23 protein-coding genes and 1 riboswitch are annotated in these 26,965 nt (G+C 38.1%); of the genes, 17 read left to right on the forward strand and 6 right to left on the reverse strand.

Annotated features, from left to right (window positions below):
* Nucleotides 1–50: 50 nt before the first annotated feature.
* Nucleotides 51–878 carry a histidinol-phosphatase HisJ gene (gene hisJ, locus GL301_RS03030; protein ID WP_010958766.1) on the forward strand — a complete coding sequence of 276 codons (828 nt, stop codon included), beginning with the start codon at nucleotides 51–53 and terminating at the stop codon, nucleotides 876–878.
* Here hisJ and GL301_RS03035 read toward each other — a convergent pair.
* On the reverse strand, nucleotides 863–1,159 hold the full coding sequence (locus GL301_RS03035; RefSeq protein ID WP_003727270.1) for an MGMT family protein: 297 nt from the start codon (nucleotides 1,157–1,159) through the stop codon (nucleotides 863–865). The genes hisJ and GL301_RS03035 overlap by 16 nt on opposite strands.
* A gap of 76 nt (nucleotides 1,160–1,235) precedes the next feature.
* Between GL301_RS03035 and GL301_RS03040 the strand changes: the two genes are divergently transcribed.
* Nucleotides 1,236–2,267, forward strand: coding sequence for a nucleoid-associated protein (locus tag GL301_RS03040; RefSeq protein WP_003727269.1), 1,032 nt, complete (start codon nucleotides 1,236–1,238; stop codon nucleotides 2,265–2,267).
* 42 nt (nucleotides 2,268–2,309) lie between these two features.
* Here GL301_RS03040 and GL301_RS03045 read toward each other — a convergent pair whose 3' ends face one another.
* Entirely contained in the window at nucleotides 2,310–3,605 is a 1,296-nt protein-coding gene (locus GL301_RS03045) for an NCS2 family permease (RefSeq protein ID WP_003721367.1), read from the reverse strand.
* 93 nt (nucleotides 3,606–3,698) lie between these two features.
* Nucleotides 3,699–3,800: riboswitch (purine riboswitch) on the reverse strand.
* Nucleotides 3,801–3,920: 120 nt separating this feature from the next.
* Here GL301_RS03045 and GL301_RS03050 point away from each other — a divergent pair.
* The 3 genes from GL301_RS03050 to GL301_RS03060 all read left to right on the forward strand — a co-directional run bounded on the left by GL301_RS03050 (nucleotide 3,921) and on the right by GL301_RS03060 (nucleotide 7,999).
* Nucleotides 3,921–5,315, forward strand: coding sequence for a glycoside hydrolase family 1 protein (locus GL301_RS03050; RefSeq protein WP_003726767.1), 1,395 nt, complete (start codon nucleotides 3,921–3,923; stop codon nucleotides 5,313–5,315).
* Between the two features lie 43 nt (nucleotides 5,316–5,358).
* The gene (locus GL301_RS03055; protein WP_003726768.1) at nucleotides 5,359–6,087 is read left to right on the forward strand and encodes a GntR family transcriptional regulator; all 729 of its coding nucleotides are present in this window, start codon (nucleotides 5,359–5,361) and stop codon (nucleotides 6,085–6,087) included.
* Between the two features lie 448 nt (nucleotides 6,088–6,535).
* Nucleotides 6,536–7,999 carry a MucBP domain-containing protein gene (locus GL301_RS03060; protein WP_003740459.1) on the forward strand — a complete coding sequence of 488 codons (1,464 nt, stop codon included), beginning with the start codon at nucleotides 6,536–6,538 and terminating at the stop codon, nucleotides 7,997–7,999.
* A gap of 54 nt (nucleotides 8,000–8,053) precedes the next feature.
* Here GL301_RS03060 and GL301_RS03065 read toward each other — a convergent pair whose 3' ends face one another.
* Nucleotides 8,054–8,512: a threonine/serine exporter family protein gene (locus GL301_RS03065; RefSeq protein ID WP_003725887.1), complete on the reverse strand. Its 459-nt coding sequence runs from the start codon at nucleotides 8,510–8,512 to the stop codon at nucleotides 8,054–8,056.
* 13 nt (nucleotides 8,513–8,525) lie between these two features.
* A complete protein-coding gene (locus GL301_RS03070; RefSeq protein ID WP_003725888.1) occupies nucleotides 8,526–9,278 on the reverse strand; it encodes a threonine/serine exporter family protein in 753 nt (250 codons plus the stop codon).
* Between the two features lie 164 nt (nucleotides 9,279–9,442).
* Between GL301_RS03070 and GL301_RS03075 the strand changes: the two genes are divergently transcribed.
* Both GL301_RS03075 and GL301_RS03080 read left to right on the forward strand, forming a co-directional pair.
* Nucleotides 9,443–9,652 carry a YdbC family protein gene (locus GL301_RS03075; RefSeq protein WP_003741632.1) on the forward strand — a complete coding sequence of 70 codons (210 nt, stop codon included), beginning with the start codon at nucleotides 9,443–9,445 and terminating at the stop codon, nucleotides 9,650–9,652.
* Between the two features lie 21 nt (nucleotides 9,653–9,673).
* On the forward strand, nucleotides 9,674–10,330 hold the full coding sequence (locus GL301_RS03080; protein WP_003740461.1) for an alpha/beta hydrolase: 657 nt from the start codon (nucleotides 9,674–9,676) through the stop codon (nucleotides 10,328–10,330).
* A 30-nt stretch (nucleotides 10,331–10,360) separates the two neighbouring features.
* On the opposite strand, the gene GL301_RS03085 is transcribed toward GL301_RS03080, so the two are convergent.
* On the reverse strand, nucleotides 10,361–11,545 hold the full coding sequence (locus GL301_RS03085) for a class I SAM-dependent rRNA methyltransferase (protein ID WP_003725891.1): 1,185 nt from the start codon (nucleotides 11,543–11,545) through the stop codon (nucleotides 10,361–10,363).
* An 87-nt stretch (nucleotides 11,546–11,632) separates the two neighbouring features.
* Complete coding sequence (locus tag GL301_RS03090) at nucleotides 11,633–13,060, reverse strand: invasion associated endopeptidase (protein WP_074384921.1); 1,428 nt, start codon at nucleotides 13,058–13,060, stop codon at nucleotides 11,633–11,635.
* A 424-nt stretch (nucleotides 13,061–13,484) separates the two neighbouring features.
* Here GL301_RS03090 and secA2 point away from each other — a divergent pair, with 424 nt between their 5' ends.
* The 10 genes from secA2 (at nucleotide 13,485) to GL301_RS03140 (ending at nucleotide 26,925) form a co-directional block, all read left to right on the forward strand.
* Nucleotides 13,485–15,815, forward strand: coding sequence for an accessory Sec system translocase SecA2 (secA2, locus tag GL301_RS03095; protein WP_003725893.1), 2,331 nt, complete (start codon nucleotides 13,485–13,487; stop codon nucleotides 15,813–15,815).
* A gap of 115 nt (nucleotides 15,816–15,930) precedes the next feature.
* Nucleotides 15,931–17,103, forward strand: coding sequence for an AI-2E family transporter (locus GL301_RS03100; RefSeq protein ID WP_003725894.1), 1,173 nt, complete (start codon nucleotides 15,931–15,933; stop codon nucleotides 17,101–17,103).
* A 257-nt stretch (nucleotides 17,104–17,360) separates the two neighbouring features.
* Entirely contained in the window at nucleotides 17,361–18,074 is a 714-nt protein-coding gene (locus GL301_RS03105; protein ID WP_003725895.1) for a WxL domain-containing protein, read from the forward strand.
* 67 nt (nucleotides 18,075–18,141) lie between these two features.
* Nucleotides 18,142–19,167, forward strand: a complete 1,026-nt coding sequence (locus tag GL301_RS03110) for a WxLIP family cell surface protein (RefSeq protein ID WP_003734470.1) — start codon at nucleotides 18,142–18,144, stop codon at nucleotides 19,165–19,167.
* A 17-nt stretch (nucleotides 19,168–19,184) separates the two neighbouring features.
* Nucleotides 19,185–21,650, forward strand: coding sequence for a hypothetical protein (locus tag GL301_RS03115; RefSeq protein ID WP_003727264.1), 2,466 nt, complete (start codon nucleotides 19,185–19,187; stop codon nucleotides 21,648–21,650).
* Nucleotides 21,651–21,761: 111 nt separating this feature from the next.
* Nucleotides 21,762–23,165, forward strand: coding sequence for a cryptochrome/photolyase family protein (locus GL301_RS03120; RefSeq protein ID WP_010958771.1), 1,404 nt, complete (start codon nucleotides 21,762–21,764; stop codon nucleotides 23,163–23,165).
* A gap of 137 nt (nucleotides 23,166–23,302) precedes the next feature.
* A complete protein-coding gene (locus GL301_RS03125) occupies nucleotides 23,303–23,716 on the forward strand; it encodes a DUF2177 family protein (protein WP_070298303.1) in 414 nt (137 codons plus the stop codon).
* Between the two features lie 2 nt (nucleotides 23,717–23,718).
* Nucleotides 23,719–25,485 (forward strand): DAK2 domain-containing protein, encoded by a 1,767-nt coding sequence (locus GL301_RS03130; protein ID WP_003731310.1) that lies wholly within the window; start codon nucleotides 23,719–23,721, stop codon nucleotides 25,483–25,485.
* Nucleotides 25,485–26,255: a DUF1295 domain-containing protein gene (locus GL301_RS03135; protein ID WP_003727260.1), complete on the forward strand. Its 771-nt coding sequence runs from the start codon at nucleotides 25,485–25,487 to the stop codon at nucleotides 26,253–26,255. The genes GL301_RS03130 and GL301_RS03135 overlap by 1 nt, the downstream gene beginning before the upstream one ends.
* Before the next feature lie 127 nt (nucleotides 26,256–26,382).
* Complete coding sequence (locus GL301_RS03140) at nucleotides 26,383–26,925, forward strand: DUF1269 domain-containing protein (protein ID WP_003725902.1); 543 nt, start codon at nucleotides 26,383–26,385, stop codon at nucleotides 26,923–26,925.
* Nucleotides 26,926–26,965: the final 40 nt, after the last annotated feature.

Here is a 26,965-nt window from a genome sequence, read left to right on the forward strand (position 1 = left end):
GTGTACCATTTAGAGCACTTAGGGAAAAGAATTTTGAAAGAGGGTTGAATATGAAAAGAGACGGGCATACGCACACAGAATTTTGTCCACATGGTACGCATGATGACGTGGAAGAAATGGTTTTAAAAGCGATTGAACTGGATTTTGATGAGTATTCTATAGTAGAGCACGCGCCACTTTCGAGTGAATTTATGAAAAATACAGCTGGGGACAAGGAAGCTGTGACAACGGCTAGTATGGCAATGAGTGATTTCCCTTATTATTTTAAGAAAATGAACCATATAAAGAAAAAATATGCGAGCGATTTATTAATACATATCGGGTTTGAAGTGGATTATTTGATTGGTTATGAGGATTTTACGCGGGATTTTTTGAATGAGTATGGACCACAAACGGATGATGGTGTGTTGTCGCTGCATTTTTTAGAGGGGCAAGGTGGTTTTCGTTCGATTGATTTTTCAGCGGAGGATTATAATGAAGGAATTGTACAATTTTATGGCGGGTTTGAACAAGCGCAACTTGCTTATTTAGAAGGTGTAAAACAGTCAATTGAAGCGGATTTAGGACTTTTTAAACCGCGGAGAATGGGGCATATTTCATTGTGTCAGAAGTTTCAGCAATTCTTTGGGGCGGATACAAGCGATTTTTCTGAGGAAGTAATGGAGAAATTTCGGGTGATTCTTGCTTTAGTGAAAAAACGAGACTATGAACTTGATTTTAATACGGCGGGACTATTTAAGCCCCTTTGCGGAGAGACATACCCACCAAAGAAAATAGTGACATTAGCTAGCGAGTTACAGATTCCGTTTGTCTATGGGTCGGACTCGCACGGTGTTCAAGATATAGGACGTGGATATAGCACTTATTGCCAAAAATGATCTTTCATTTTGACGTGTCCATTCTCTTTAAATGTCACACCTTCTGATAAAAGGAGTTCGCGTTGCTCTTCCCAACCGGGGACAAGTCGACCAGCTGCATTGACGACACGATGGCAAGGCGTAATTTGGTCACGCTTCGAATGTTTTAGCGTAGCACCTACGAGTCTGGCGTTTTTAGGAAAGCCAATCATATAGGCGATTTGGCCATATGTAGTCACTTTACCGCGCGGTATTTGGCGCACGACTGTATAAACACGGTCTTCAAAATCTGCTGGAATCATTACGTACCTCCATTTGTTCATAATAAATTTAGTATACAGGAAATACCTATTTTATAAAAGTTAGGATGATAAAGGAATGCCAGATTTTTCATACGCAAAAATTACTAAACTCGTGGTCCATTTTGCTGGAAATAAAGCGAGAGAAGAAGGAACAGAAGTATCAGCGAATGTGCTCGCTGACATTGGCTCGGAAATGAATCAAACACTAGCTTCGATTTTCTTAGAGCCATTTAATAAAGATGAATATTATCAATTTACGCATGAAACAGATTTGGATTTTAATGAAGTTCGTACTTTTGCTGCGAATATGTTTGTCGCGGAGGACGAGTTTCTGGATGAATCCAAGAAGATTTTAGAGCATTTATATAGCGAAACAACCCACCCGAATATTAAAAGTGGCGATGTTTGGATTTTCTTTATTGAGGGCTGCGTTGTCGATGGTGATTTCACGAACGGAATCGGGATTTTTAAAGTCGAAAACAAAGAAGTTTTTCTTAAAAATGATTTCAATGGCAGAGAATTCCAAATTGGCTATGATAAAGGGATTACCGGGACGGATTTAGATAAAGGTTGCTTGGTTTTCAATGTGGATCATGACACGGGAAATAAAGTGTTGATTTTAGACCGGCTTAACCGCGGCGATTCGGTTTATTGGAAAGATAAGTTTTTGAGTATTGATAAGATAACCGATGAGAAATTTTACACGGAAGGTTTTGTGGAAGTTTGTACGGATTATATTAAACAACGCGAGGAATCACTGCTTGATAAATCTAATTTTGTAAAAGCGACATCGGAATATTTAGCAGGAGAAGAGACGTTGAATATTGCTGAATTTGCTCGCACGACAATTGAAAAACCGGAAGAGATTACCGAATTCAATACAATGGTGGATACGTTCGAACGAGAAAACAATGTCCGTTTTCCAGAAACATTCCAATTAGATGAAGAAAAGCGCGAAAAACTATCGAAAAAAATACGTAAAACGATTAAGCTTGGCAAAAATATTTCGGTTGTTGTGAAAGATTTAGAACAGCTGGAAGAAACTGATTTTGTACAAGGATACGACGAGGAAAAAGGCAAAAACTATATGATTGTGTATTATGATTAAACGAAAAAACCGAGGATGCGGAATCCCCGGTTTTTTTGCTGTCTAAACGACGAACATAAAGTACAGTATAAACAGTACCATCATCACGTACATAATCGGATGCACTTCTTTGTAGCGTCCTTTAAGTACCATGGTGATTGGATAGAAAATGAAACCAATTGCGATACCAGTAGCGATAGAGAAAGTCAGTACCATCATTAAAATAACGAAAAAGGACGGAACAGCTACTTCGAATTTAGTCCAATCAATATGAGCGACATTTCCAATCATTAAAATCCCAACAATGACAAGCGCTGGAGTCGTAACCGCACTTGTAATTACGCCAAGAAGCGGCGAGAAGAATAGTGAAAGTGAGAAACAGATTGCGATAACAACGGCAGTTAAACCTGTCCGACCACCAACAGCAACCCCAGCAGTAGATTCTACATAAGAAGTCGTTGTTGAAGTCCCGAAAATCGCTCCAAATACTGTTGCAAGTGAATCCGAGAATAGCGAACGACCTGCGCGCGGAATTTTGTTATCTTTTACAAATCCAGCTTGAGTCGCAACCGCAACAAGTGTCCCGGCAGTATCAAAAAAATCAATGAAGAAAAATGTCAAAATAACAATGAGCATTTGTGGTGTAAAAATATCTGGTAAGTGAATAATTGCTTGACCAAACGTTGACTCCATACTTGGTACAGATGAAACAACTTGAGTCGGCACATCAATCAGTCCAAACAACATTCCAGCAACAGCGGTTGTTGCCATTCCAAAGAAAATCGCACCTTTCCAACCAATTGTCATGTAAGCAACAGTAACAACAATCCCGAAAACAGCCAGTAACACTGGGCCAGAATGTAAGTCACCAAGCGCTACAATAGTAGATTCATTTGGCACAATAATTCCAGCATTTTTAAGCCCTAAAAAGGCGATAAAAAAACCAATACCTGCTCCCACTGCGAATTTTAGTTCCGTTGGGATTGCATTAACGATTTTTTCGCGAAGTCCAGAAATAGTTAAACAAATGAACACTAAGCCAGAAACGAGAACACCAGCCAGCGCCGTTTGCCAAGGAATTCCCCACTGCGCACAAACGGTATAAGCGAAAAACGCATTTAGTCCCATACCTGGTGCAAGTCCAATCGGGTAATTAGCGATTAGTCCCATTGCAAGCGATCCTACAACAGAAGCAAGAATCGTCGCCACAAAAACAGCTTTTAATTCCATTCCAGTTGTTGCAAGCATAGATGGGTTGACGAAAAGTACATAAGCCATCGATAAGAAAGTCGTTAGCCCCGCGAGTATTTCTGTTCGAACAGTCGTCTTGTTCTCGCGTAGTTTGAAAAATTTATCCATTAAAAAAAGCCTCCCTATTTATGTTGTCGCACATAACGGAAAGAGCCTAGGTAAAAAAGGGAATAATAAATAAAAATAGCAAAAAAATCCCTATTAAATTTTACAATAGCTCGTAGCCTGGCATTTTACGGTTGCCTGGTAGAAACGAACGGTCCATATTACCGAACTTATACGACTTTATTATTGTAGCGGATTAGCCGATTTTTGGCAATACGTGTAAGAAATAAAAATAAAAAACGAACTTTTAAATAAATAAGTTTATACTTTTAAATAAATAAGGTATAATAAAAGCAAATAATAGTTGGAGGTAGAAAAATGACTTATAAATTTCCAGAGAATTTTTGGTGGGGAAGTGCGGCGTCCGGCCCACAAACAGAAGGCGCAGCAAATGTAGATGGCAGAAAACCGAGTATTTGGGATCACTGGTACAAAATCGAACCAGGTCGTTTCTTTAACGATGTAGGACCTACGAATACATCTAATTTTTACTATCAATATAAAGAAGATATTGCTTTAATGAAACAAACTGGGCATAATTCTTTCCGTACTTCGATTCAGTGGTCACGTCTTATTCCAGATGGTATTGGCGAAGTGAATCCGAAAGCGGTTGATTTTTACAATCGCGTTATTGATGAAATGCTTGCAAATGACGTGGAACCATTTATGAATTTATATCATTTTGATATGCCAATGTCGATGCAAGAAAAAGGCGGTTTTGAAAGCCGTGAAGTAGTTGACGCGTATGCAACTTTTGCGAAAACATGTTTTGAATTATTCGGAGATCGTGTGAAACATTGGTTTACTTTTAATGAACCAATTGTTCCTGTTGAAGCAGGTTACTTATACGATATGCACTATCCGAATGTCGTTGATTTTAAACGTGCGACTCAGGTTGCTTACCATACTACTTTGGCACATGCGCTTGCTGTTAAAGAATTCCACGCACTTGAAATTCCAGAAGGCCAAATCGGAATCATTTTAAACTTAACGCCGTCGTATCCAAGAAGCCAAAATCCAGCTGATTTAAAAGCGGCTCATATTGCAGATCTAATTTTCAACCGTAGTTTCCTTGATCCGGTTACAAAAGGGGAATTCCCAGCTGACCTTGTTGAAATTATTCGCGAACATGACGCGCTTCCAGAATATACTGAAGAAGATTTGGCGATAATTAAAAACAACATTATTGATATTCTTGGTGTAAACTACTACCAACCGCGTCGTGTGAAAGCGAAAGAATACGCAGCTCATCCGGATGCACCATTTATGCCAGAACATCTTTTTGATAACTATGAAATGCCTTACCGCAAAATGAATCCATATCGTGGTTGGGAAATTTTCGAAAGAGCGATTTATGATATTGCGATTAATCTGCGTGATAACTACGATAATATTCCATTCTTCATTTCTGAAAATGGTATGGGTGTAGAAGGCGAAAGTCGCTACCGTAATGCAGACGGAATGATTGAAGATACGTACCGAATCGATTTCATTAAGAGTCACTTGAAATGGCTGCATAAAGCCATTGAAGAAGGTTCTAACTGTCATGGTTATCATCTTTGGACATTCATGGATTGCTGGAGCTGGGCGAATGCTTACAAAAACCGTTATGGCTTAGTAGAAGTTGATTTAGACAATAATTTCAAACGTACTATAAAAGCATCCGGACATTGGTACAAAGAACTTTCAGAAAACAATGGTTTTGAAGACTAAATGTGATAAAATAAAAGTATTATGTGTAAAGAGGTGAACTTCCGTGGCTCAGAACCAGACAAAATATAGCTTTATTGCTGAAGAAATCCGCAAAAGAATTATGAATCACGCCTATCCGCTTAATCAACCTATTCCTGATGAGATAACTTTGGCGAAAGAGTTTGATTGTAGTCGAATGACAATGAAAAAAGCACTGGAAGTCCTTGTTCTTGAAGGCTTACTATATCGTAAACGCGGACATGGTACTTTCATTATCAAATCGGCGCTGGACGCGGACCGCTTACAGATTCATAACCAAGAGGTAAACGGCTTCACTAAACTTTTGAACGGCAAGAAAGTTATTAGTAAAGTTATTGAGTTTAAAGTTATCTTTCCAACTGAAGAAATTGCAGAGCGTCTTCATATCGAAATGGAAACACCAATCTATGACATTCTTCGTGTTCGGCTAGTGAAAGATGAGCCATATGTGCTAGAACATACGTATATGCCAGTTGGGGTTATCCCAGGCATCAATCAGCAAATTTTAGAGGGGTCGATTTATTCGTACATTCAAGACGATTTGAACCTAAAAATTGCTAGTTCCTACAAACAAATTCGCGCGGATAAAGCGACACTGCTTGATCAGCAATATCTCGACTGCGCTTCTGATGATCCCGTTGTCGAAGTAGAACAAACCGTGTATTTAAACAATGGTCTCGCGTTTGAATTTTCCAAATCGCGCCACCGTTATGATAAATTCGTGTTTACAACAGTGAATATAGCTAGACGATAAAGTAAAAAAGAAACTAGAAAAAGTGAGAAATCATTTTATCTAGTTTCTTTTTTTAGGAAGAATTAATGAAGTATAGGTCATTATTAGATTCACTTTTTTTAAAAGAATAGAATCGTTCACAATATAGACATATTTATACACTTGCTAATAGTTTAGAGTTCTTTTATAATATTTAGCCCAATTATGTACAGATTTTAAATATAGTTCTATTGTTTAAGCGATATGAAACTGTGGAATGGAATAGAATAGTATTACTTCTAGTAAAAGATTATTTAATTGGTTTGAAAATTTGTTTATTCACAAAATAGACACATTCTAACTCATTGATAATGTTTTTTGCCTAATATATAATTGTTTAGCTTAATTAAGCGCTAGTTTTGCTCTCTTTTTGATAGGAAGAGTGAGCAGTTAAAATGAGAATTTAATTATATGGGGGAGGGATTGCACTATGAAGAAAAAATACATTCTTTGCTTATTCGCAGTGATGTTATTTTGTACGGGTTTCCTTTTTGGAAATTCGCAAGTTGATGCTGCTGAAACGGATACAAGCAATGTCACGTATAAATACATTGATATCAGCACATTAACGGAAACACAAAAAAATAGTATTATCAAAGGGAAGCCAAACGAGACACTTACAAATGATTATGAAAACTATTCCTTTGTGTATCAAAAAAATACTTCAGGACCAACTACAAATACAGATAATACTTCTGACAATAATAAAGATCAAAATGGAACACTATTAAAAGCTGGAGATGTTGGCCCAAATATTTATTTAGTCATTCTAGGGTTTATTTTATTAGGAAGTGGCATTGGGCTTCTTACATTGAAAAAAAGACACGCCAAGCAGCTATTAGTATTTCTTCTTGTCCTTGGCGGTAGTAGTTTGTTAGTTGGGTCGATTGTTCAAGCAACAGAGAATAGTAACTTAAAAACCCAAGAATCTCAAACCGTCGTAAAAGGAACAAAAGAAACGAAACAACCCGAATCAATTGCAGGGTATACATACGTAGGATATATACATACAAGTAAAAATAATACAGCGCCCCCGGTTGAAAAAGGGATTGTAACGGTAAACTATCAAGACGAACAAGGAAATTCAGTTGCGGCCACTGAAACATTAGAAGGCGACATCGGCAAACCATATCAGACTTCTATGAAAAATATCGAGGGCTATACGTGGAAAGAAGTCAAAGGAGAAGCAACCGGGACTTTTACAGAAAAAGCACAAGTCGTTACTTATGTTTATCAAAAAGTGTCCGTAGCTACTGTAACTGTTAGATACCTCGATCAAGATGGAAAACCAATCCACGAGCCACAAACAATTAGCGGAAATGTTGGCGAACCTTACGATGCTTCAACAGATAAATACAAATTACAAATTGATGGTTATGTTTTAGATACAACAAAACTACCGAACAATGCGAATGGAACGTTCACAAATCAAGCCACGCAAGTAACTTATATTTATACGAAAGAAGCACAAGATGTTACCATAACAATTAAGTTTGTTGATAACAATGGAAATCCATTTGTTTTAACGGATTTAACAACCTATAAAAATGGTGATTTAGTACCTGTTTATCCTAATTTAGACCAATACCATATGAGATTAAATTATAATCAACAAATCTATAGCCAAGGAGAAGCAGTATCTGATATTGTTCTTTCTGCTAAAGAAGGAGAAACGTATTCCTTACCAGAAAGAATGACCTTCAATATAATAGATGACAAAGGCAATGAAATCCCCTATGTGATTTCGCAAAATCCTGACTTTAGTAGTAGCGGGATTGAGAAGTGGGAAAACTACCGAAGTATACCAGCCAACCATGAAGGGACACTTACTGGAGAAAATGTAGTGGTTACGTATCAGATATTTGTTTATGGAGTAATGATTCCTGCGCCATAAAGTGAGAAGCCGTGTATTTGAAAAAAACCAATCTCTATTAGAGATTGGTTTTTTTCAAATACGTTCTTTACGCTCACGGAATGTTCTAATACTATGATTGAAAACCTCTGATAACATTAATCCAGCGGCAATCGCGCCAGCAACGACTGTTACTTGCACAGAAAAGCCAATTGCTTCCGTATAATCACCTAATACAAAATTACGCACAGCTTGGTAAGCAAGTCCCCCAGGAACGAGCGGGACAATTCCCGGAACATTAAAAATCGTAATTGGCAATTTCTTATATTTCGCAAAAAAGTGACTGAGTACAGCGACGACGAAAGCCCCTGCTAGAGAGGATGCGCCTGTTCCAGAGTCCATTTGCATTAAAGTCCAATAAGCCATCCAGCCAAATGTTCCGGTAATACCACAAGCATTCAACGCTCTTTTCGGAACGTTTGTAATAATCGCAAACGTCACCGTCGCAACGTAACTTAGCACTAATTGAATAATAATAGTCCAAACTAAATCCATTATAGCGCCTCCTTTATAAGAAAAAGCGGAAAACAACCGCGATTCCAATTCCTATTGCACAAGAAGTAAGTAGCGCTTCTGTTCCACGTGCCATTCCACTAAGCAAATGCCCAGCAATCAAATCCCGAACCGCATTCGTAATCGGCACCCCGGGAACAAGCGGCATCACGCCACCGATAATCATCGTGTCCAGATTAATACCCCAACCAATCGAAATCGTCAAAACAGCTAAGAGCCCGACACTTAATGAAGCTAAAAATTCTGCTAGAAACTTCACCTTCATAAAAATCTGCGTGTAGTAAAAAATAATAAAACCAATAGCGCCAATGATACAAGTCGGAATAAAATCAAACCAACCCCCGCCAAAAATAACCATCAACGATCCACTAACGAGTGATGCCGCAATAATCTGCAACCAAATAGGAAAGTAGCGAACATCTTTATCTAAATTAACGAGCTTTGTATGTAATTCTTTTAAGGAAATTCTCTTTTCCGCGAAATCCCTGGAAAATTCATTGACCATAGATACTTTTTCTAAATTAATGGTTCTTGTGGGAATTTGCTGTAATTGTACATTACGCTCACCTTCAAGTGACATAAAAAGCCCAGTTGGCGTCACGAAACTAATCCCTTTTTTATTACTAGCGATGGTTGCAATGCGGTTCATTGTATCTTCCACGCGATACATTTCAGCGCCACTTTCCATCATTATTTTGCCTGCCATTAAGCATGTTTCTAGCAAATAATCTGTTGTTTCAGTCGACATAACTAAGCACCTCCAACCCTTTATTCCTTCTCAATCGTAACGCAATCAAATCAAAAATTCTAGTGGGAAGGGTGCATTTTTTGAATTTGTGATTGTTTCGATGTGATTTGGGGTAAATATTTGATAGTATGGTAGATATAGAATCAGAAAGGATAAGGATTATTTTGGCGAATATTGAATATGAAATCATCGAAGAAATTGGCGTATTATCTGAAAATGCGCGTGGTTGGCGGAAGGAATTAAACAAAATCAGCTGGAACGGCCGCCCACCTAAATACGATATCCGCGACTGGTCAGAAGATCATGAGAAAATGGGAAAAGGGATTACACTAACTGATGAAGAAGCAGAAGTACTAAAAAAACTGTTAGATTGAGGGCTGGTGTAAAGAATGAGAATGTTTGCTTATGATATTTACGAACCAATTGGTAGAAAAGATGAAGATACTTTTCCAGTGATTTTTGCTCTTCATGGTTTTGGTGGGGACGAGCTAGAAATGGCGGGACGACTAGAATTATTAATGGATCGTTTCGTTGTTGTTTCCATGCGTGGAGACGTAGAATATGGTCCGGCTTACGGTTTTTATCATATGGTGACAGAAGGTGATCCCAACCCGCAAGAGGTAGATTATATAAGCCTGCGTGTCGCACAATTTATTGATAAAATTTGTACGGATTACATTTCAATTGATAAAGAACAAGTTTTTCTTGCAGGATTTGATCAAGGCGCAGTTCTAACAATATCCATTATGCAAAGCTATGGTGGTCAATATAAAGCAGCAGCCTTGTTAAGCGGGCGTTTGCCGTATTATATGGAAGAAAGACCCGCTAACTTAATGTTGAAAGACAAGCGAATTTTTATCGGTCACGGTATAGAAGATGCTGTAATCCAAATTTCTGAAGCAGATGACATCGCCCGACTTTTCGAGAAAATGGGTTGTCACGTGGAGAAGCATCGTTATTTTATCGGTCACAATGTAAACGAAGCGGAAGAAGATGACTTATATAGATGGTTTGAAAGCTTTTTGCCAAACCAACCAGTGAAAAATAAATAAAAAACAGCGACCGCACTCGGTCGCTGTTTTTTAGATATCTAAAGTAAGAAAGAGCACTTTTAAATAATTCCCCTCAGGAAAGTTTTTATTTACCGTGAAATCTGCGGGTAAGGAATGAGTTTCAACAATTTTATAAGTACGGTCGCTTGTTTGGAAGGCCTCCGCAATTAATTTTTTAAATGCTTTCATACCGAATCCTGCATAATTTGTTGAAGCAATGATGGTGCCGTTTGGAGCAGTGATGTCAATGATTTCACGAAGCATAGCAGGGTAATCTTTCGCCGCTCGGAAAGTTACTTTTTTTGTGCGTGCAAAGCTTGGGGGATCAACAACAACTAAATCAAAAGTTAATTGTTTGCGCGCTGCATATTTGAAATAATGGAAAACATCTTCTACGATAATCGCTTGCTCGTTTGGATCAAGACCATTTACTTCTAATTGTTCTTTTGTCTTGCTGAGCGAACGACCAGCCACATCTACGCTTGTCGTTTTACTCGCGCCACCAAATAAAGCTGCTACCGAGAATGCCCCTGTATACGAAAATGTATTTAAGACATTTTTTGAAACAGAATAATCCTCACTAATTCTTCTCCGCACATCCCGTTGATCTAGAAAGATACCTGTCATCCAACCATCATCTAAATAAGTTGCATAATTAATGCCATTTTCTTTAATAATAAGTGGGAAAGTTGCTTTTTGACCGGCGACGAAATCGTCTTTTGTATCTTCTTGAAAACGTCTTTTTTCATAAATACCTTTTATTTCTGGAAAAGATAAGAAAATATCAATAATCATTTTTTGGAAAGCGTAGATGCCTAGACTGTACCATTGAATTACGAGATAACCATCATAAAAATCAACAGTGAAACCACCAAGTCCATCTCCTTCGCCATTAAAAATCCGAAAAGCAGTAGTAGAGTCATCTGCAAATAGAAATTGACGTTTTTCGATTGCTGTCGTAATTAGGTTCGTTAAAAAGTCTTCATCGAGTTGCTGTTTCTTGTCCCAAGTGAAAAGCCAGCCGCTGCCTTTGTTTTGTTCTCCGTGGTAGCCTCTTGCAATAAATTGACCATTCGTATCTGTTAATTCTAATACGTCGCCTTCTTGTAATTCTTTTGGCCATTTTTCCATACGCTCTTTAAGAATAAGGGGATAACCTTCCTTATAGCCTTTTGTGAACTTAGGAAAAACTTTTACTTTTACTAGATTCTTCATCATGCACCGTCTTTCATTAAGATAAAATTTCCAACAAAAAACCTGTGAAGCGAACTGCTTGCTCCACAGGTTACTTTAAGTTATTAATTATACGCGACCGAAGCCAACTAGATATTTACCCCAGCCAGAGCCGTGGATGTTATCGTATTTAACGCCATTGTCTTGCGCGTTAATCATTTGACCATTACCAACGTAGATACCAACGTGAGAAATTCCGCTACCATAGTCAAAGAATACTAAATCACCAGGTTTTGCTTGAGATTCAGAGATTCTTGTAGTGCTAGCGTATTGTGCGCCAGAAGTACGTGGAAGGGAGATTCCCGCTTTAGCAAATACATATTTAGTGTAACCAGAGCAATCAAATGTAGTTGGTCCGTTACCACCCCATGAATAAGCTTTTCCAAGGTGTTTTTGAGCTTCAGCAATAATAGCACTTGCACTTGAATTGCTGTTATTGTTAGAAGAACCTTGATTAGCATTCGTATTTGAGTTTGTATTCGTATTGGAGTTTGTATTAGTATTGGTATTTTTAGATGGTGTACTTGTATTAGTATTGTTTGTATTCGTATTCGTTTTATTAGCATTTGTGTTTGTAGATGGTGCGGGAGCTGGTTTTGCAGCTTCTGTTGGTGCTTTAGGTGCTGTTTGTTGTTGTGTTGTTTCTTTTTTCTCTGTAGTAGTATTTGTGTTAGTGTTAGTATTTTCTTTAACTACTGGTGCAGCTTGTTTTTCAGCTGCTGGAGCTTCTTTTTTCACTTCTGCTTTTGGAGTAACTGTGTTGGCTGTTTGTTTAATAGCAAGTTTTTGACCTACATAAATAGAAGAAGAAGATAAATTATTCCATGACATAATGTCTTGAACGGAAACACCGTATTTTACGGATAAAGCCCAAATAGTGTCACCGCTTTTAACAGCGTGTGTAGTAGCATTTTGATCTACCACTGGAGTTTCTTTCGTTTCTGCTACTTTAGGTGCAGGTGTAGTTGCTTGTGTAGTTTGTTTTACTTCAGTTTTTGTTTCTGCAGCAGGTGCAGCTTGTTGAATAGTAGTTTCTTTTTTCACTTCTTGTGTTGGTGCAACAGGAGTGCTTGCTACTTTGTCAGTTAAGTATTTACCGTTAACGAAACCAGTTTCCCCGTCGTTGTAAGTAATTTTGTTCCAGCCATTAGATTCGGTTGATTCAACAGTTACTTTTGTTCCGCCTTTGATTGACGTAATAATACTGTTATCAACACCAGCGCCACTACGAACGTTTAACCAAGTTGCGCTAACAGATTTCTCTGTTTTTTCAGCAGCAGCAACCTCATTTACTTGTAATTTTTGACCTGGTACGATTTTATCTGTTGTTAAATTGTTTGCTTTTTTAATTGCGTCAACAGTAGTCCCTTTACTTTGTGCGATACCCCAAAGAGTATCACCAGCTTCAACTACTACAGTGCTTGCGGATGCGATTGTTGGAGCAGCAAATGCTGTTACCGCAATCCCAGCTGTAGCCGCGATAGTTGCTTTTTTCATATTCATAAAACTCCTCTCTTTTTTCAGAAAATCCCAGTACGTAATTAAGTATTTGAGAATTAATTTTATATTGATTAATACTAAGTTTACCCAGTTTTCACCTAAAAAACAAATGATGAGATAATAGCTCCAAAGGCTATAGAGGACTATACCAACTATTTGTAATAATTTTGTAACAGTTGAAAAGCGAACGTGTATTCTTAGGGCTTGAGATGTACTGCTGGGTAAACCTTTATAGTGTAAGTGGGATGTGAACGTTAATCAACAACTTTCGCTATGGGAAACCTATTGTTTTTTGTTAATAGAAAAACTTAATACATTTGTAATATAAAAATCGGCAGTTTTTCCGTTCTTCGTGACTCGAAATGAATTGCCAGATGAGTTTATGGTATTCTATAATAGAAGGTATGGAGGATGTTATATAATGAGACAAAATTATGATGATCGAAAAATAGTGAAACAGTATCGAGAAATAGCCCGTCAAATTGTAAAAAAAGAGGGCTTATATAAAAATATGGATCAGGCTGAACTTTGTGAACAAACTAATTTTTGGCGCGAGAAGTTTAAGACAAAACCGATGACTGATCGAGATAAAATTAATATTTTTGCTTTGGCGAGAGAAGCAGCTAGCCGAATTATTGGTTTGGATGCGGTTGTAGTGCAATTAATAGGAGCGCTCGTTCTCGGCGATGGCAAAGTGGCAGAAATGAAAACCGGCGAGGGTAAAACATTGATGTCGTTATTTGTTATGTTTATAGAAGTAATGCGTGGTAATCGTGTACACCTTGTGACTGCCAATGAGTATTTAGCTAGACGTGACCGGGAAGAAATTGGACAAGTGCTGGAATATCTTGGTGTTTCCGTTGCGTTAAATGAATCTGGTTTAGACATAGCCCAAAAAAAGGCCATTTATACAGCAGATGTTATTTATGGAACGGCTTCTGAATTTGGTTTTGATTACTTACGCGACAATATGGTACGCCAAAAAGAAGATAAAGTACAAAGTGGACTTGATTTTGTTTTAATAGATGAAGCAGATTCAATTTTAATAGATGAAGCGAGAACGCCCCTACTGATTTCTGACCGTAAAGAAGAAGATTTGTCCCTTTATCATACAGCGAATAAGCTTGTGAAGAAGATGATGAAAGATGATTATGAGATGGAAGAACATAAACGCTTTGTTTGGTTGAATGATGCTGGAATTGAGAAAGCCCAGAAGTTTTGGGGTGTCGAATCACTTTATTCCGCAGAGGCGCAGTCAGAACTTAGAATTACGATGCTTTTAATGCGAGCTCATTTCTTGATGCATAAAGATAAAGATTATGTGGTGCTTGATGATGAAGTATTAATTATCGATCCACATACTGGTCGTGCGCTTCCAGGCCGGCGCTTTAATGACGGACTCCATCAGGCAATCGAAGCAAAAGAGGGCGTGGAAGTTAAAGAAGAATCACGTACGCTAGCAACAATTACAATTCAAAACTACTTCCGGATGTATAAGAAAATTTCTGGAATGACAGGAACGGCTAAAACCGAAGAAGAAGAATTCCGTCAAATTTATAACATGGATGTCGTAGTAATCCCCACCAATTTACGTGTAAATCGGGAAGATATGCAAGATGATATTTTCTATACGAAAAAGGAAAAAGGTCGTGCGATTGTGTATGAAGTATCATGGCGCTATGAAAAAGGACAGCCAACTTTAATAGGAACTTCTTCTATTAAAAGTAATGAATGGATCAGTGGCTTATTAGACGCTGCTGGAATTCCCCACCAAGTATTAAATGCGAAAAACCATGCCCAAGAAGCGGAAATAATTGCCAAAGCTGGGAAACGCGGAATGGTAACTTTAGCAACGAACATGGCTGGTCGGGGGACAGATATCAAGCTGGATCCAGATGTACATAAGCTTGGCGGACTAGCTGTAATTGGAACGGAGCGCCATGAGAGCCGTCGGATAGATCTACAGCTAATGGGACGTTCTGGACGACGGGGTGACCCTGGTTTCAGTAAGTTTATGATTTCTTTAGAAGATGATTTATTAGAACAATTTGAAAGTAAGAGCTGGGAGAAACTTTCCACGAAACTTAAACGCAAAGCACCACGTGATGGGAAACCAGTTAATTCAAGGAAAATTCATGCTGTCGTTGTGGATGCACAAAAACGCCTAGAAGGAGCAAACTACGATATTCGTAAAGATTTGCTTTCCTACGATGAAGTAATCGATTTACAACGCAAAATGGTATATAAAGAACGCGATTTATTATTAGAAAGAAATAAACTTGGAGTCTCTTCCGAAAAAATTCTACGTGAAGTTGCCGAATATTCATTTATCCATCCAAGTGATATTCCGGAAGAAGAGTTAGAAATTTATTATTCACGTCAAAAAGAATTGCTCGGCGGCACGAAATTCCCTATTTCTTTTGATCAAGTAACGCTGATGGATCCGAGAGAAGTGGTAGAAGAAATCGTATCTTGGCATAAAAAAGAACGCAATAAATTCCCAGCTGAGACGATTGCTGCAATAGAACGAGAAGTTTATTTGAATTTAATGGACCAAATGTGGGTTATGCATCTGGACGCAATGGTACAATTACGCGAAGGTATCCACTTGCGAGCATATGGACAACAAGATCCATTAGTTATGTACCAAAAAGAAGGGGCTCAATTATTTGAGAAATTCCAAGCAGACTATCATTTCTACTTTGCTCACGCCTTACTTGAACTTGATCCAGACGGCTTAATCCAAGGCTAAAATACAACTTGCGTCTGATTTTTTCCAAATTTATGGGTAATTTAATGAGAACGAGGGTATTAATCTATATAATAGTACCAAACGAAAATAAATTTAGACAAAAGAGGGTGGTAAAGTGAAGGGGTCATTCACAAAGTTTAAACAATTTTTTATAGAAAACAAATTTGTGTTAGGGTTACTAATTTTTCTTTTAGTAGCACTTGATATTTATGTATTAACTAAGATTGCCTTTATTTTTGATCCGTTAATGGTAATTCTTAAAACCGTTGCTGCACCAATCATTTTAGCTGGGATATCTTACTATTTATTTAATCCTATCATTGATTGGTTAGAGAAACATAAGTGGAAGCGAGGTTGGGCGATTGCATTACTATACTTAGTGATTATCGGTTTACTCATTCTACTATTTAGTTTTGTCATTCCAGCTGTGAAAGATCAGATTGTTAGCTTGTTCAAATCATTCCCGGGGTATTGGGACCAAATCACACAGAAATTTGATGAGTTCAGTCGCTCGAGCTTATTTGATCAAATAAAAGATAAATTAAATACGAACATGAGCGATATCATGAAGACTCTTTCCACAAAAGGAACATCTGTAATTAATAGTGCTATTTCAAGTATTGGTAGTATTGTTGGAACGGTAACAGAGGTTGTTTTAGCGATTGTAACTACGCCGCTTGTTTTATTCTACTTGTTAAAAGATGGAAAAAAATTACCAGACTTCCTACTAAAAATGTTACCAGTAAATGGTCGTGCGCATACTCGCCAAGTACTTGGTGAAGCAAACCACCAAATTAGTTCATATATTCGTGGACAAATTATTGTAAGTTTGTGTATTGGTATTTTGCTATTTATCGGTTATTTAATTATCGGTCTACCATATGCATTAACACTTGCTATTATTGCAGCTTGTACTAGTATTGTCCCTTATTTAGGACCAGCAATTGCGATTACACCAGCGATTATTATCGCGATTGTTACTTCACCTTGGTTACTAATTAAATTAATCATAGTCTGGTGTGTCGTTCAATTACTTGAAGGTAAATTCATTTCTCCTCAAGTCATGGGTAAAACACTAAAAGTACATCCAATCACGATTTTATTCGTTATTTTAGTAGCTGGAAATCTATTCGGTGTACTGGGTGTTATCTTCGCAGTACCAGGTTATGCGGTACTTAAAGTCATCGTAACGCATGTATTTATTTGGTTCAAACGAATCTCTGGGCTTTACGGGGAACAACCTGAAAGTGAATATGTAGAATCACCAACAGAAGAAAAAGAATTATAAAATAAAAACACTATTAGTTAGAAAATATTTTTCTGCTAATAGTGTTTTTTTGTTGTGTTAAAACTAATGTTCACAAAAAAGACATAATTTTTCTCTTTACAAGGTGAGAGTAGTAATAGTGCGATTTTTATGTAATATATATTACGAAAATAGATTTATAATATAATTTTTTTCTCTTTTTTAATAAATTGTACATTGAATTGACGCATTTTTCATCATAATATGAAGCCAGTGTATGAGGAAAGGGGAAACAAAAATTGATTATCAAAAAAACATTAATTGTAGGATTAATTGGCATAAGTTCAGTCACACTTTTTGCACCGGCTGCTTTTGCAGTAACTTCTGAGGGAGATTCAAAAGCAACAGTTAAATTTAAAGCTGGGACGGGAGTAGTTAACCCGGTTGACCCGGAAAATCCAACGAAACCGATTGACCCGCTAGATCCAAGTAATCCAACTGATCCTGGAACTGGAAATACTGGTTCTTTAACATTGGATTATGTGTCATCTGTTAATTTTGGAGAACATGAAGTATCATCCACGGAACAAAGCTACTCCTCCACATCAAGAAAACCGTTTATCCAAATATCTGACCGTCGTGGAACTGGAGCTGGTTGGAAAGTGACAGCAACCGCAACCGCTTTTCAAAATGAAGACGGTGCAGCTTCCCTATCAGGAGCGACACTATCATTTAAAAACGGAGAAACAGCATCTGCTAGCAACACGGCAACGACACCAACTGCTGCTCAAACAGTTGAATTACCAACAGATGGAACTTCGATTGTGAGTGTTGTTTCGGCAAAAGAATCGGAAGGCATGGGAACATGGATTAATCGTTGGTTTGGTGCTACACCGAATGATACAGCTAGTTTAAACAACAATGTTCAATTAACGATACCAGCAGGAAGCGCAACACTTGGAGACCATGAAGCGACTATTACATGGACATTATCTGACGCGCCAGGAGTTTAAAAAATTTGCGTTTAGAATTCACTTCTAGACGCAAATTTTTATTAAAAACGATGGAAGGAAGGTTTAATTGAAGAAAAGTTTTCTTAGTTTATTGTTCATTATTCCGTTATTAGTTACATGTAGCAATTTTGCAGAAGCACAGGCGGCAGAAGGAGACGTCGGTTATTCCGTTCAAGCTCATATCCCCGCCAATCAAATAGATAAAAGACAAACTTATTTTGACCTAAAAATGCAGCCGAAACAAAAACAAACAGTAAACATTGATGTAATGAATAGTTCAAATGAAGAAATTCAAGTGGAAGCAGCAATCAACTACGCATCCACCAATCGAACTGGTGTCATTGATTACACCAAAAATGATCTTACGAAAAAAGATAAAAGTTTAGAATATCCACTTCCAGAACTAGCTAAAATTCCAGACGACCAAAAACTCCTAACGATACCAGTAGATGGCAAAAAGACCGTCCAAGTGATGATTGAAATGCCTGCTGAATCGATTGATGGCGTTGTATTGGGCGCAGTAGAATTTAAAAAGAAAAATACTAACGAGACGAAAAAAACAAAAGGTGTCTCCTTAAAAAATGAATATTCCTATATTGTCGGCATGCAACTAGCTGAAACCGACAAACAAGTCAAACCACATATGAATTTACTAAGTATCAAACCGGCACTCCTTAACTATCACACAGCGATAGTTGCCAAATTACAGAACGACCAACCAGTCATACTGGAAAATCTAAGTATTGATGCAAAAGTCTATCAACAAAATTCGGATAAATTACTTTACCAAACAAAGAAAGCGAATATGAAAATGGCGCCAAATTCCAATTTTGATTTTGGGATTGACTTGGAAAATCAACCTTTAAAAGAAGGTAAATACAGATTAAAAATGACTGCAACGAATGGCGTGGAAACCTGGACTTGGGACGAAGCGTTCACCATTGGTAAAGAAGGACAAAACTTAAATAAAGAAGCAGTAAACCTAGAGAAAACGAACACATGGCTTTACGTTGCGATTGCTGCAGGTGTAGTTCTTATAGCACTAATCATCATTTTGGTTATAAGAAAACGAAGACAAAAACAAGAAAAATAAAGAAAGGAGCTGGCGAATTGGCTTTCAAAAAATTAATACTTGTATTGACCATTGCGGCTCTTTTTCTTGGTTTTAAAATAGTGGTAGCAGCGGAAAATGGGAGTAGGGACTTAGCATCAAATGAAGCGATAGTGACTAATTTTACAGAATTAAAAACAGCTATTTCCGAAGATAATGGAATAGATACAGTGTATTTAGGTGCAGATGTTGAATTGTCGGGTGGAATTATCATCCCAGCGACGAAAAAGACATTTACTTTATCAGGAAAAAATCCAGCAACAGGTGAAATACATACTTTGACAGAAACAATGGCATCAGCTGGTGCCCAGAGCAGCGTGATTACAGTTAATACCAACACAGGTGCAAAAGAGACAACTTTAAGAGATATTAATGTTGTGGGGAAAAATTATTATGGGACGATTTCGGTTTATGGGGCTGCAAAAAACGTCGTACAAAACTATGAAAATGTTCACTATCAAGGTCCGCAAATGATATATAATTTGAATGGAACGGCGAATTTTAAAGGAACCAATGATATAACAATAGCGTCCGTTGTATCTGGTTCTGCGGCACCAAATGAAGTCGCGGAAATTAAAGGCGTGAGCGTTTCCGGTAAGTTGAATATCAATCACGCAAGTTCGAATGCGAATAGTGCTTTTTGGTTCGGTGGTGGAACGGCTGAGGTAAACACTTTTACAGTGGAAGAAAATGCAGACGTGACGATACTTTCTAATGGGACAGGGATGTTTTATCGTTCAGGGGCAAAACCAATTGACATAGATGTGAAAAAGAATGCGAAGTTAGCTATTACTTCTAACAATAATATTTTCCGAGACACACCGGGCGGAGCTGTTAAAATCGCGTCAGGTGCGGATGTAACTATGACAAAAACTGCTGGCGGGAATCCACTTCTATGGGTGGCAGATGATATTACCGTAAGTCCTGATGCCCGCTTTATCTTGAATAAAACAGGCGGAACTGGCTATATTATCCAGTTTTATAATGCGACGGCGAAGTTAGATATAAATGATCCTCGGAGCTTTTTAATTACGACAAATTCAAATACGCCGATGTTTTACTGGCCTTATGCGAACACCTTTAATTTAAATGCGCAAATGGTGAATTACTGGGATACGGTTGGAACCATTGATCGAACGGATTTGGCATCGCAAAGTTTTAGTTTGCCAAATGGGGAAAATGTGACGGGGAGTTTGACGTACACAGGGACAACGACAAAAATTCTGTCAACGAATGCGGGGATGACGCCGACTAATTTTAATCAAAACACTGCGCGAATGATTGCGATGGGGCGACTTGAGGGAACGATAAATCCTGTGACAGACGCAGATAATGAAATTACAGGAACAGCGACACCAAACGCTTTTATAAGTATTTCATACACAGAAAATGGGGAAAATAAGGTTTTAGAAGGACAGTCAAATGAGGCGGGAACTTATCGAATTGCTATTCCAAACGGTTTTATCAAGCCTTACATTAAATTGACTACAACCATTAAACAAGACCAAAAAAGGATAACATTAGACGATATAACTGTAGAAGATGTGACTCCGCCAAGTGGTGAGGCTGTTACTCAAATTATCCAACTTGGAGATCCCTTTCCAGATGTAGCCGAATTAGTAACAAATATTTATGATCATTCCGATAATACATCTGGAGCGGGAGTTACAACTACTTTACAAAGCGCGCCCGATACTAATGTATTTGGACCCACAGAAGCCATTGTTCGCTTAGAAGATAAGGCACAAAATTACGTGGATATCCGTGTACCCGTTTTTATTAAAGATGATGAAACAGAGATACAAGATGGCAAAGCATTACGAGCGGCGGACTTTTCGGTAAATGTAAAAGATATTATCGAGCTCAATGATGCCGAACTGGAGCAATTCATTTTAAGCAAATCGGGTGCAAAAGCTTTCAATATCGAAACTGGTGAGGACTTAAGCGCGGAGTTGAAAGTAGCTAGCACCAATTTGAAAAAAGAGACAGGCACCTATGCGGCAACGATACAAATTGACGGATTAACGAAAGAGATTGCGATTCAGGTTACGGGTGAGCTTAAATTTAATCATGTGCCAGAAACGATTTCCTTCGAAACAATGGAGCTTAATCAACAAAAAAATATCGCAAAACGAAACGCCGACTTTGATTTATCTGTGCTTGATTCAAGAGGCTCAGGCGGCAAATTTAGCGTAACAGCAACCGTTAAAACACCGCTGACATCCACGACAAATTCGGCGCATACTTTGCCAAATGGGCTCATTTTTATTGATAATACTGGAGCGAAAAAAATTCTTTCCGCTGAACCAATCACCATTTTTGAATCGCAGTCAGCTAGTGAGATGATTGTTCCGATAGAATGGGCAGAAGACCAAGGGATTTTGGTAGAAGTTGATGCAGCGGAGGCTTATGTGGATGAAAGCTATGAAACAACAATCGAGTGGACTTTGACGGATGCTCCGTAAAAACCTGTTAGCAAAAGTTAACAGGTTTTTTCATGTTATAAGCCCATTGTTTTCTAAATACACTAGTTTCTCGTATAATAGCGTTAAGTAATTTGCGAAAGGTGGAAGAAAATGACTTCGGTAATGTGGTTTCGGAGAGATCTTCGAGTAAACGATAATAAAGCTCTCTATCATGCTTGTAAAGAGAACGATTTGCTTTTGTTATTTCAAGTAAATCCAGCACAGTTCATCACAGGAAGTCCTAGCCACCAAGCTTTTTTTGCAAGTGTGGCTCATTTTAAGCAAGAAATCGATAAAACTGCGCATTTACAAATCATGTTTGGTGAACCGATAGAATGCTTCCAACAACTTAAAGATTCGCTACCAAGCTGGGATAAAGTTTATTTCAACCGTGATGAAACAGGATACGGAGCAAAGCGGGATGAGGCGGCGCAAGCGTTCTTTGACGAACAAAAAATCGAGGTTCAAGCCTTCCACGATAGTTATCTTCATTCAGCGGAAGAAGTAAAGAAATCTCCAACAGAATACTATAAAATTTTTACCCCTTATTATAAAAAATGGCGCGAAGAAATAAAAGAAACGCCGTTCAAAGTGACTTTAAAGCATGAGAATATCCGGAAAGAAAGCTTGTTTCTGAAATATGAAGAACAATTTGCGGAAATGACTAGCGATTTACCGATATTAGATATTGGTGAACGAGCAGCGAACACGAGACTTGCGAATTTTATTAAACACGATGTTGCTGACTATGACAAAGCGAGAGATTTCCCGGAACTGGATAAAACAAGCCATTTATCACGTTATTTACGGACGGGGGAAATCTCGATTCGGACGATTTGGCAGTCACTTCAAGAAACAGAAGCAACAGAAGGACGAGCTACATTTGAAAAAGAACTTTGTTGGCGCGACTTTTATAATATGATTTACGTTTCTTTTCCTAACCAAAAAAACGAGCCGATCCAAGAAAATTATCGTTTTATTGAATGGGAAAATAACCGTGAATATTTCAAAGCGTGGCAAGAAGGGAAGACTGGTTTCCCGCTCGTTGATGCGGCGATGCGCCAGTTGAAAGAAACTGGTTGGATGCATAATCGACTAAGAATGATTACGGCGTCCTTTTTAACAAAAGATTTGCTGATTGATTGGCGTTTTGGCGAAAAGTATTTTCAACAAATGCTGATTGATTATGATCCTGCGAGTAATATTGGTGGCTGGCAATGGGCGGCTTCGACTGGAACGGATGCGGTGCCATACTTTAGGATTTTCAACCCAACGACACAATCACAAAAATTTGATTCGACTGGGAAATTTATTCGAAAATATGTAAAAGAGTTAGCGAATCTACCTGATAAATATATTCATCAACCAGAAAAAATGTCAGAAACTGAGCAGAAAGAGCATGGCTTGCTGTTAGGAAAAGACTATCCATTTCCGATAGTTGACCATAAAGAACGACGGAAATTAGCCATTGCACGCTACGAGTTTAGCAAAGAGCATTCTAGGGGAAATATATAGATAATGAGTCAATCATTTAATTAAATGATTGATTTTTTTGTGGCAGTATTCACAAAGAATAAGTCTTGAGCAACCTTCTAGGAGTAAGAACCTGGGTATGTTAAAATTCATTTATCAAGTGATAAGGGGGAATCACAATGGCGCAATTTTTAAAGCTATTTCTAACGAGTGCAGTAGTTTTCTTGATTTTTGATCTTTTTTGGTTACTCGTAGCTTCTAAAAAAATGTATCAACAATTTATTGGGGATTTAATGGGGGATGTAAAACTTGCTCCAGCAGTTATTTTTTACTTTATTTATGCCGTTGGTGTTACCTTCTTCGTTTTACTTCCTGGGACAGAAAAAGGAAGTTTAGGTTACACCATTTTAGCAGGCGCGTTGTTTGGTCTAGTTTGTTATGCGACGTATGATTTGACGAACTTGGCGACACTTAAAGATTGGCCGATTACGATGACCATTATTGATCTCGTTTGGGGAACGGCTGTGACAACTGTGACTTCAGTGATTGTTTACTTTATTAATCTGCATTTCTTCTCGGGAGCAGGTTCCTAATGATGGAGTCAGAAAGCAAACGTCTATTACAAAGTATGCTAAACGGGGCGGCTGAAGTAATTAGTAAAAAAGACGAGCTTAATCGAATAAATGTTTTTCCTGTAGCGGATGGCGACACGGGTAGTAATTTAGCTTCTTTAATGCAAGCGATCATTGATCATGTTTCCCCGAGAGAATATTCAACGAAGGAATTGCTAGAGGAAGTAGCTAGCGCGGCGCTCATCGGTGCTCGTGGCAATTCAGGGATGATTTTTGCGCAATACTTAAATGCTGTTGCGGAAAGTTATCACCACCTTGAATCGACTTTTGATGGATTAGTTCAAGCGTTTCAAAATGCGGTGCATAAAGCTTATGAAGCCTTGTTGGATCCAAAAGAAGGGACTATTTTGTCTGTGATGAAGGCTTGGTCAGAGGAGCTTGCTGGGACGTATGAGCAGGAGCGTTCTTTCCAGCAATCGCTTTTAAATGCACAAATAGTTGCGGAGAAAGCATTAATTAATACCGAATTTCAAATGCCAATTTTACGGAAAAACCGGTTGGTGGATTCTGGTGCGAAAGGGTTTTATTACTTTATCACCGGGCTTACAAATGCTTATTGTGGTAAGGCGGTTTCTGACCCCGTTCGTTTTACGGAAGTAGAGCAAACAGCGGAACATAGGCATGTTGAAACAAGCGAGCCGAAATATCGTTATTGCTCGGAATTTATTATCAAACAAGCGACTATTTCACATCAACATTTACAGGAAATTCTCGCAGCTAAAGGGGATTCCTTAGTAATTGCAGGTAATGAGAAACAAATAAAAATCCATATCCACACAAATGAACCAAAAGAAGTTTTAAGCCTCATGGCAGCATACGGCGTGATGACGTATCAAAAAGTAGATGATATGCGTCTGCAATATGAAGTCACAAAAAAGCCTCGCGCAAAGATTGCTATAGTGACCGATTCGATAGCCGATTTACCAGAAGCATTTTTACTGGAACACCAAGTACATGTATTACCGATGAATATTTTAGCTGGAGAAGAGAATTTTCTTGATAAATTGACGGTTGGCCCAAACATGATGCAAGAAAAATTAAGAAAACAAACGAAAATGAGTACAGCCCAGCCAACAATCCGTACGGTGGATGCCTTGTTATCTTTTTTAGAACACAAATATGAACATGTGCTTGTTATCTCCGTTGCGGCGAAATTAAGCGGAACTTATCAATTAATCAAACAGCGGATAAAAGCGCGGGAGTTGTCCTCGGACTGGATACGTGTAATTGATTCTAAATTAAATTCGGTCGCGCAAGGAATTTTAGTGAAACAAGCAGTAGAACTAGTGGAATCAGGTAAATCATGGGAATCTATTTATCCCGAAGTGGAACAAATGATTGAGCGGACCTTTATTTATGTGGCGGTTGCAGATTTGTCGCCGATGGTCCAGTCTGGCAGAATTCCACGAGTGTTAGGAAAGCTTGCGCAGAAATTATCACTCTATCCGATTGTGAGTTTGGACGAGTCCGGGGATGGCAAATTGATAGGCGTATCGTTTAGCCAAAAGCAAAGTATGAAAAAAATCATTAAAAAAATAGCAAAATTACAGCTGAAAGAGCTGGCGATTACACATGTTTCTTCAAGAGACACCGCGGCAATTTGGCAGAAGCAACTTGAAAAAGAAACCGGGGAAATCAGCTACTTAGTGGATAGTTCGGCAGCCATTGCGATTAGTGCTGGACTCGGAAGTGTCGCAGTTGCGGGGATTAAAAAGGAGGAAACGATATGATGTATTGGACAGTAGCACTCGCTTTACTTGTTTACTTTATACTCTGGTTTATTATTTCAAAAATAAAAGGAAAATATTCGCTCGTTGATATTGCGTGGGGCGGCGGCTTTGTTGTTGTAGCATGGACTGGATTTTTAACGACATTTAGCATGACAGCGCAAAGTATAACCATACTTGTTTTAGTGACGATTTGGGGTGTCCGTTTGTTTTGGCATTTAGCGCGCCGGAATTGGAACAAACCAGAAGATTATCGCTACGTTAATATGCGCAAACGCTGGGGAACGACATTAGTTAATTTGAAAGCCTTCTTAAATGTCTTCGTGTTGCAAGGTGTTTTATTATTTATTATTGCTTTACCGATTACACATAGTTTTGCTAATGAAACAGCGACATTCGCTTGGTGGCAAATCCTCGGTATTGTTATCTGGATTATTGGCTTTATTTTTGAAGTCGGTGGCGATTTGCAATTAGAAAACTTCAAGAAAAATCCAGCCAATAAAGGCAAATTATTAACAACTGGATTTTGGTCAGTCACACGGCATCCAAATTATTTTGGTGAAGCACTTAGTTGGTGGGGTGTATTTTTAGTTGCCTATACGCAATTAAATGATCTCTGGCTGATTACTAGCCCGATTGTTATCACTTTATTATTACTATTTGTTTCCGGTGTTCCGTTACTTGAAAAAAAATATCAAGACAGAGCGGATTTTCAAGCATATGCGAACAAAACGTCAAAATTTTTCCCTTTTATTGGTAAAAAAGGTCTGTAAAAAGTAGTTATTTTATCTTGACATTGCTATTAATTGCTATTTACATGAGAGAGCGAGTAAAATGAAAGATAGGTACGATAAATAGTATCTGAATATAATACTTTATGAGGCGAGAGGGGTACAACAGATGAAAAAAGAAAAAACAGTGTTAATTATGAATTTCGATGAAGAAAGCATTTCTTACCAAGCTTTTTCTGAAATGAAAAGATTACACCAAGAACGCAAAATCATTGGTTATCAAATGGCGGTTGTAAAACATGAGCCAGGAAATAAACTTGTTGCACAAGATTTTCTTGATTTTACTGGTGCCGATAAAAATATGAAAGATAGCCTTATTGGTATGTTAATTGGTATTTTAGGCGGTCCATTTGGTATTTTAATTGGTTGGATGGTCGGCGCAATCGTTGGTTCCATGCGAGATGCTGGCGAAGTGAAAGATGCTTTAAATGTATTTGAAAGAACATTAAAAACAATTCCAGAAGGTTCTACAGGTGTCATCCTTATTGCGACAGAACAAGAATTAGCAAATGTAAACGACGTAGCAATGGATGAGTTACACGGGCGTGTGCAACGTATGGATGAAGCTATCGTAGCTCAAGAAATCAAAAGCGCACAAGAAACAGAAGGAAAAGCAAAAGATTCTGCTAAAAAACATTGGTTTAGTAAATAAAAATATTTCAAACGAGGACAGAGAAATCTGTTCTCGTTTT

The sequence above is a fragment of the Listeria sp. LM90SB2 genome, assembly GCF_028867355.1.
Taxonomy (GTDB): domain Bacteria; phylum Bacillota; class Bacilli; order Lactobacillales; family Listeriaceae; genus Listeria; species Listeria monocytogenes_B.